Source organism: Plectonema cf. radiosum LEGE 06105 (assembly GCF_015207665.1).
Classification (GTDB): Bacteria; Cyanobacteriota; Cyanobacteriia; order Cyanobacteriales; family Nostocaceae; genus Rivularia; species Rivularia radiosa_A.
The window spans coordinates 1-7,707 of record NZ_JADEWL010000220.1 but is presented as its reverse complement, the minus strand read 5'-3'; the positions used below and the strand labels follow the sequence as shown (position 1 = coordinate 7,707).

Sequence of the window (7,707 nt, the reverse complement as noted above, 5' to 3'; positions counted from 1 at the left end):
AACTTTAATACCGTGATATACGGACAATGCCCATACATCAGCTAAACGATTTCCCAACCACTGCTCGTTTAAAGTTTGTGGCACTTCCACGCCACCATGCCAAACTATAGGTGTTGTTGGAAACACTGAATCTAACTCTTCTCGCAAGTAATCAGCCGTACCACCACAAATAATCACCTCATCCAATTCGTTTTTATTCGGCAATACTTCTGTTAACCAACTCATAAGCGCGATCGCATACTCTGCTCTAGATGAATTTACAACAGATAGAATTTTTTCAATTTGAGCATCTATATTGCTAGAACTACATAAATGATAGAAATGTTGGGGTTTTGGTTCATTACCAGCTGCAACAATCCCTTCAATTAATTCGGATGCTTCTAACCCTGATGTACCTTCGATAACCAAATCGACCATTTTCGTCATCCCTAATCTCGCAGTTTTACCCCGATTCAATATACCGCGCCGAGATATGATTACCGAGGCATTGCGATACCCCAACATGACTAGGGCTATGACTTTACGCCTTATTGCCTCACCCGTGTTTTTGCAATACATTGCATAAATCCCACCACTCTCAGGAAAACATTCGTAACCAAGTAAATTCGCATTAATCTTTCCTGAAGGTGTATCGAATTGGGTAAAAGCTTCCTTGAGCATCGGTTTGAGTAACGCCGAATCTTCAAATTCCCCAGGTGGTAAAAGTAATGCTAGAGAAATGTCAAAGGAGTCGGATAACTTAAATTTCTGCTTTATCGCCCACACGGCAGCCAAGGTTTTATACAATGCCAATTCATACTTGCGCGGTTTTAATCTTGGTGTCGCACTGTAAATACTTCGCGCCAAGTAACCTACTGCTCGATAATCTTCACCAATTCCTACCCAAGCGGTGTTTTCAGGATAAGCATTGCCCAAATTACGAGTTTGAAAAGCCAACGAGGTGTAAGGAGCTTCGATTACAGAAGCCTCCATCCAAAATGCTGTTGGCTTACCACCGCGAATCTGCACTATACCCTTGGTGCCACTTCCACCAAAATCTATAGTCAGAGTAACTAACGGGTATGCAAGATTATTTAATCTACCCATAAGTAATTTCCCCACACAGTATCTCTATTAGGGTAGCAATTAGAAATACTTCTCAGGATATAACTAAAGTCGTTAATTGTTCTATCACTATTGACGTAAAGGTGTTTGGAGGGATTTGGTGGGGTAAAAGTGTCAATCATCAAGCGAATGGATAAATATTCCCTCTACTCTCCCTACTCTGGGTTTTGCAGCGGTTTTTCTTCTATGCGCTTGCTGTCTGGGAGAGCAAGCAGTGGTGGTATACGTATTTATTCTTTAGGAGAATACTTTTTAATTAGGCTCTGGTTCATCCAGGCTTTTTTCTGGGGAAGCAATCAATTCATCCAAACTATCTGGAAAACTTCCCCGTTCTACCATCTTTGTAAATACTTCATAGCAGTCATTCTTTGCTCCCTCCTTACGTGGAAAGCCAAGCCATAGAATCACAATAGCCTTTAGCTGCTCCGTATCAAAAGCCCGAAAAAACAATCGATACCTTTGAGGTAAGCCTATTTTCTTGACTCGTCCGTAGCGTTTTAATGCTCCCGTCAATGCAAAATAGTTTGCTCCCGGATCGGAAGGAATTTTACTTTCAATTGCAACAGTGATTGCTGCAAATAGCTTTATAGTTGCGTGGGTTTTGAACTCAGCTTCTGGCAACTTATTACGTAAATAAGAAACCCGATTTAATAATTCTTGATACTGAACTCCAAATAACTGGGGGTGAAAATAAATTTCCCAACCATTACTGATAAACTTAGCCATCATCGGGGGGAATCTGACTCTAATTCCACACCCTCAATCAATTCGCGAGCAGTTTTAGACATCTCGGCTGTATAAGGTTGTAACGTATTATCTTTCAATGCTTCTGCGATCGCAAAATCTAGAAACAGCCGCATCATCAGGGAATCTTCTTCCGAATCGTCATCTACGACATCGGGAATAATCTTAACGATCGCAGTATCATGAGACAATACTTCTATCCAACCCGAAGCATTGTTAAACTGAGGATGTTCGCGGTAAAAATCCGCAGGCAAGCGGAACCCTGCGCTGTTCCCAATTTTAGTACTGCGAATTTTGTAGGAGTTACTCATGAATGTATGTACGTTATGTACTTACATCATAACAGAAGTAACCCAACTTGAAAAAACTTGTGCCGCTTCTTAAACATAGTACTTAACAATTGCAATGCCAGCTAAACAAAAACAACATACAGTTAGATTTGAGATGCTGTTGACCCCCGAACAAAACGAAAATTGGCAAGCATTAGCGGAATCTGGCGGTATTAGCAAAGCAGAACTGGTTAGACGGAGAATGGCAGGATGTCGTATCAAAAGTATTCCCAAAATTAACTGGAAATGCTACTGGCAATTATTAAAAATCAGCGAAGATATTAGTCAAATAGCCGCCATTCAAAATCATGCCATAGCCCAAGGTTTAACCCTACCACCTATTGACTTTAATCCTTTTGAGGAGTTGTTGAGAGAAATTTCAACATTACGTTTATGTTTAGTTTTGGAAAGCGAAGAAGAAATCAGTAATGAGCGATAATTGGTAAGAGTAAATTCAATTCCATCAAAGCTGTACTATGCCGAAACAGCCAAAAATAAAAATAGGTGAGCGCATCTGTCGTCGTACAGATGATAACAAAGTATACATGGGTACTTGTATAAAAATTACAGAAAAAGGAATTCGATGTAAATGGGATGATTTACCATCCGAACTAACGACTGTACTTCTTTACAAAAGCTATGGAGAATTTTGGGAAAAAGTTAGTGATTAATTTAATAGCTTAGTTTAGTAGTCATACAATTTTTAATAGAATGATTGGCAAGATAAAAAAAGGTAAAAGCTTTGCAGGGCTTACCAAATACATCCTTGAAAAAGAACAAGCTGAGTTAATTTGTACAAATCTTGCAGGAGAAACACATATAGACTTTTATCGGCAACTCACAGCAACACAGCAGTTAAATCCGAGAGTGCGATCGCCAGTTAGTCACATTAGTATTAGCTTCCCATTTGACGAAAAACCAGAAAATCAAGAATTAGAAGAAATTGTCGAAGAAACGCTTTTAGGAATGGGGTTTAAGAAAAACCTTTATTTTGCAGCATCCCATAATGACTGCAATCATTTCCACCTACATATTGCCGCAAGTCGTATTAATATTGATGGTGAATGTGTTTCTGATTGGTACGATAAACGACGCTTGGAAAAGGTTTTGAGAAATTTAGAAATACAATGTAACTTAACCTCCGTAACGAATTCATGGTCCGTTGAACGTACAGCACCATCTACCGGACAAAAGCGACGAATGTTTCGAGAAAACCAAGAATTTGAGTTGGGACTGCGGAATAAACCAGCGGATAAGAGTGCAGTTGAGAAAATTCAAGATGCAATAGAAACTGCGATTCAACCAGGAGTGAGTTTTGCTGAATTTATTGAAAAATTGAAACTAGCAGATGTAGAAACATCATTGAAATTCAACTCGGAGGGTATTATTCAAGGTATTTCATATTCTACAGATGGTGTTGCATTTGCTGGAAGTAAATTAGGTAGGAACCATAAAGCTTCTACTCTCAAAGGGTTAACGATGCGAGGTATTAAGTTTGACCATTATCGTGATGATTTATTAACTCGACACGAGACTAAAGATGAAGCATTAGAACCAAAAACCAACCGTCCTATGCGTTCCAAAAATTCCCAAATAGAATTTGATTGAATTGAACCCAAAAACGTCAATTAGCTGAGATTTAGAAACAGTTATATTAACAATTTATTCCCAACACCCCTAATGTTTTCTTTACTGGTGCTTTTTCTACCTCCAGTCGTTGCACCTGGATTAATAATCGCTTAGGAATATATTTCGATGACTTAACTAAGCGATCGCCATCTTTCCAAACTTCGTATTGATAGTATGCCTCACAATATTCCTTACCTTTCTTGGCAACGGTACGGTAATAAATACAGCCGCTCCCATCGCCCTTACGTCGGCGCGTTTTCTTAGAGGATATATTTTCACCTGAATTATCCTCTAGGAATTCTTCGTTCTCACCAATTTTCCTAGAGGATATATGTTCATCTGACTTATCCTCTAGGAATTTTTCATTCTTACCCATTTTCCTAGAGGATATATGTTCACCGGACTTATCCTCTAGGAATTTTTGATTCTCACCGATTTTCCTAGAGGATATATTTTCATCGGACTTATCCTCTAGGAATTCTTGATTCTCACCAATTTTCCTAGAGGATATATGTTCATCTGACTTATCCTCTAGGAATTTTTCATTCTTACCCATTTTCCTAGAGGATATATGTTCACCGGACTTATCCTCTAGGAATTTTTGATTCTCACCGATTTTCCTAGAGGATATATTTTCACCTGAGTTATCCTCTAGGAATTCTTCGTTCTCGCCAATTTTCCTAGAGGATATATTTTCATCTGAATTATCCTCTAGGAATTCTTCGTTCTCACCCATTTTCCTAGAGGATATATCTTCACTCAACTTATCCTCTAGGAACTGGCTTGGCACGGATACAAAGTCATATTCTATAACTTCCACAACTGTGAAACCTTCGTTTTGTCGGATTTCGGGAATATCGTCGAGTTCGTCCCAAGTGGGGTCATATTCAATATCATCCCAATCACCTCTATACCTCTGTTTTAATGGTTGCTCATATTGCTTGGTATTAAAAAGCATCATCATTTTTTACGCCCTAAATAGCAATTAGCGATAGCGTCATCAGATTTATCAAGAAGGTAGAAGTATGGAGGCAGAGGGCAGGAGGGAATCTGCCTCCTTCAATCATCTCAACGTGCTAAATTTTTAAAACAAGTAAATTGTGCATCAAACAGAAGTTTTATTATTCCCGTTGGCCCACCCCTATTCTTGGCAACAATTAACTCTGCAATACCTCGATCAATCGTATCGGGATGATAATATTCATCACGGTACAGAAGTAATACTAAATCCGAATCTTCCTCAATTCGCCCCGATTCTCTTAAATCTGACATCAAAGGACGTTTGTTATTTCTACTTTCCACACCACGATTTAACTGCGACAATATGACAACAGTTGTGTTACATTCCCGTGCTAATTGCTTTAACCCTCTGGTGATTTTTCCAATTTGAAAAGGCAGATTAAAACTATCACCATCCGTCCCTTCCATTAACTGCAAATAGTCAATTCCAATCATGCCAATACGATTATTTTCTGCAATCAATCGTTTAACTTTCGTACTAATTGAATTGAGAGTTACAATGGGTGAATCATCGATGTAGATGGATAATTCACTTAATTTACTTATCGATTGCGCTATCATGTCCCATTGGAATTTACTAATTTGACCGTTTTGTAAATAACTTGATTCGATAGGCATATCAGTTGATAAAAATCTATCTCCCCATTCTTCCTTGCCCATTTCAAGACTAAAAATTACAGTTGGCAGATGTTCTAATTGGGAAATATTAAAAGCCAAATTACCCAAAAACGATGATTTACCCATTGCCGGACGACCAGCAATTGTGATTAATTTTCCTGGTTTAAATCCTCCGATTACCGGATCTAGGTCATAGAATCCAGTGTTAACGCCCCTTGGTAATACGCCCGTACTTTTTTGTTCAATGCGTTCAAAGGCATTTATCAAGATGGATGATAAGGGAGTCGGTTCGGAGAATGATGCGATCGCGCTGTTATTTACCTCTAGAACCTTTGAAAATGCGATAGATAACTGTTTACCTATTTCTTCGGTTTGGTCATGGGCTAGGGCGTAAATTTCGCCGCTGGCTTTGATTAATTGCCGTCGATGGTATTTATCCATTACCAATTGAGCCAAGGCATCGATGTTAACTGCCGATACCGTCCGGTCTACAAGGGACGCTAATTGGTTTCTACCACCAATTTTTGCAAGCTGATTGTGGTCGGAGAGCCAGTTTATAACTGCGAGCATATCCGTGGGCTTACCGGAGTTATCAAGTTCTAGAGCAGCAGTGTAAATATTCCGGTGGATGCCCAGATAAAAAGCATTCGTTACAAGTATGTCTTTCACTCTTGCGATAGCGCCTGGGTCGAGCAAGATACCGCCTAAAATCGCTTGCTCTGCTTCAATATTTTGAGGAGGCAGCTTGTTAACACTCGCAAAATTCAGATTTTCAGCCATAGTTCTCCTCAAGAATTGGATTTTTTGCTAAAAGTTCGCGCACGTCCGCACGAGCAGATTTCGCCCAATTGAACCAACATTCGTAAAAATCATCGTTTAAAAATTGTCGTAAGCTCGTGCCATTTCCAGCTTCCACAACAACCTTTAGCTGCCCGTACCACATTTGGTGCTGTGGCTCACTGAAAGCCTCGAAATTGTATTTAAGCTTTTGCGTAAGCGTTTCAAGCCACTGTCCATGTAATTCTTCAAAATGAGCTTCGATCCACTTGATGGGTAATTCTGGTGGCTTTGGTAACGAAGCTGTTTTCTTTTTAGAAAATTCCCAAAAATTCTCTCTCTCGCCTTCTGAGAGAGTCTGTATAAAGTCTGAATAAGTCTGAGAGGAAATGAAACCATTGCCAGGGAAGGGTTCTGGCTCTCGATTTGGACAATTCTGTCCAAATTTGTCATTTTATTTTTTTGAGAGGATTTACTCCTGATTTTCTGTTGACAAAGTTCTTTTGCTTTTTTACCTGCTAAATTTTGTCCGCGAACTAAAACAGGCTCCCAAAAATAAAGTTCTAATTCTTCTAAGCGAGAAAGCGAGCGTTTAATTTGTCTGAAGCTTACTCCTATGACTTCGGCTATTTCCGGAATTTTCGGTAATTCAATCATCTTGTCACCGAAAGGGTCTATCATCTGCAAATAAGACCATAATGCCCAGTCAGCAGCAGTCAATTTACTATTAATAGCTTTGATAGCCATTGAATTTGGAGTTTGATAAAAACCGTTTGGTTCCACACTCGCAATTGCACTATCGTCCATAGCTGTTTGTTGTATTTGTGCCATATGCCTTGAACTTGATTAATTTAATCTAGACTTAGATATTCAGATTCAATCAAATACTCATCCAAATATTTTTGACCAATTATTGTCAGTGGATTACCTTCACCAGATTCGTTCAGAGATTTCCAAAAAGCCGTAACAACTTCCATGTGAATCATGTCTGTTATGGAGCGATTGGGCATTTGAACGCGAATTGGTTCAACTCCCATTTTTCGCATAAATTGGCGAGCAGTATAGAACGGTTTCTTAACTGAAAACGCCATTTGACGAGTCGTAATTGCAGTGTCTCCAGTGGCCAATCTATAAGCAATTACTCGGAATAATTTGTGCTTAATTTTAATCCGCTCAACAGCTATCAAATAATCTCCGTCAGTCAGATATTTTTTAGAGAACAATTGGATATCTTTTGTCATTTTTGTTCACGCGAAAAATTCATCACCATTAGTAGTGATTATTAACGCGCCCTCCATATTAAAGGACAAAATTGTTTATTGAAGAAAGCCCAAACGTAGAATATATAAACTCTCTAACCTAACGTAGGAGCCAGGAGTTTCGGCAGAAATGGCATTGCTTAGCGCGAAGATTTTTGTTTACTACATCAAATTTGTTCCGGGTAGTTGTCTGTATTTAACTACTGCTTACAGATGCACGGATGATG

At 39.0% G+C, this 7,707-nt stretch carries 11 protein-coding genes; 3 read left to right on the top strand and 8 right to left on the bottom strand.

The genetic code is table 11. The annotated features are described in order from the left end of the window. The 3 genes from IQ247_RS30555 to IQ247_RS30545 all read right to left on the bottom strand — a co-directional run. The coding region (locus IQ247_RS30555; protein ID WP_193925774.1) for a ParM/StbA family protein at positions 1-1,086 on the bottom strand (1,086 nt) is incomplete at its 3' end. A gap of 270 nt (positions 1,087-1,356) precedes the next feature. Next, positions 1,357-1,833, bottom strand: coding sequence for a type II toxin-antitoxin system YhaV family toxin (locus IQ247_RS30550; RefSeq protein WP_228060192.1), 477 nt, complete (start codon positions 1,831-1,833; stop codon positions 1,357-1,359). Further along, positions 1,830-2,159 (bottom strand): hypothetical protein, encoded by a 330-nt coding sequence (locus IQ247_RS30545; protein ID WP_193925772.1) that lies wholly within the window; start codon positions 2,157-2,159, stop codon positions 1,830-1,832. Before IQ247_RS30545 ends, IQ247_RS30550 begins: the two co-directional genes overlap by 4 nt. 94 nt (positions 2,160-2,253) lie before the next feature. On the opposite strand from IQ247_RS30545, the gene IQ247_RS30540 reads away from it, so the two are divergent. From IQ247_RS30540 to IQ247_RS30530, 3 genes are read left to right on the top strand one after another with little or no spacing between them, the layout of a single operon-like run. After that, positions 2,254-2,616 carry a hypothetical protein gene (locus IQ247_RS30540; protein WP_193925770.1) on the top strand — a complete coding sequence of 121 codons (363 nt, stop codon included), beginning with the start codon at positions 2,254-2,256 and terminating at the stop codon, positions 2,614-2,616. 37 nt (positions 2,617-2,653) lie between these two features. After that, on the top strand, positions 2,654-2,848 hold the full coding sequence (locus IQ247_RS30535; protein WP_193925768.1) for a hypothetical protein: 195 nt from the start codon (positions 2,654-2,656) through the stop codon (positions 2,846-2,848). A 40-nt stretch (positions 2,849-2,888) separates the two neighbouring features. After that, positions 2,889-3,785 (top strand): relaxase/mobilization nuclease domain-containing protein, encoded by an 897-nt coding sequence (locus IQ247_RS30530; protein ID WP_193925766.1) that lies wholly within the window; start codon positions 2,889-2,891, stop codon positions 3,783-3,785. A gap of 46 nt (positions 3,786-3,831) precedes the next feature. Here IQ247_RS30530 and IQ247_RS30525 read toward each other — a convergent pair whose 3' ends face one another. The 5 genes from IQ247_RS30525 to IQ247_RS30505 all read right to left on the bottom strand — a co-directional run bounded on the left by IQ247_RS30525 (position 3,832) and on the right by IQ247_RS30505 (position 7,462). Next, positions 3,832-4,770 carry a hypothetical protein gene (locus tag IQ247_RS30525; protein ID WP_193925764.1) on the bottom strand — a complete coding sequence of 313 codons (939 nt, stop codon included), beginning with the start codon at positions 4,768-4,770 and terminating at the stop codon, positions 3,832-3,834. 104 nt (positions 4,771-4,874) lie between these two features. Continuing rightward, positions 4,875-6,224 carry a replicative DNA helicase gene (gene dnaB / locus IQ247_RS30520; protein WP_193925762.1) on the bottom strand — a complete coding sequence of 450 codons (1,350 nt, stop codon included), beginning with the start codon at positions 6,222-6,224 and terminating at the stop codon, positions 4,875-4,877. Beyond that, positions 6,217-6,387, bottom strand: a complete 171-nt coding sequence (locus IQ247_RS30515; RefSeq protein ID WP_193925760.1) for a hypothetical protein — start codon at positions 6,385-6,387, stop codon at positions 6,217-6,219. Before IQ247_RS30515 ends, dnaB begins: the two co-directional genes overlap by 8 nt. Then, entirely contained in the window at positions 6,369-7,052 is a 684-nt protein-coding gene (locus IQ247_RS30510) for a hypothetical protein (RefSeq protein WP_193925758.1), read from the bottom strand. Before IQ247_RS30510 ends, IQ247_RS30515 begins: the two co-directional genes overlap by 19 nt. 20 nt (positions 7,053-7,072) lie before the next feature. Further along, entirely contained in the window at positions 7,073-7,462 is a 390-nt protein-coding gene (locus tag IQ247_RS30505; protein WP_193925756.1) for a hypothetical protein, read from the bottom strand. Between the last annotated feature and the right edge of the window lie 245 nt (positions 7,463-7,707).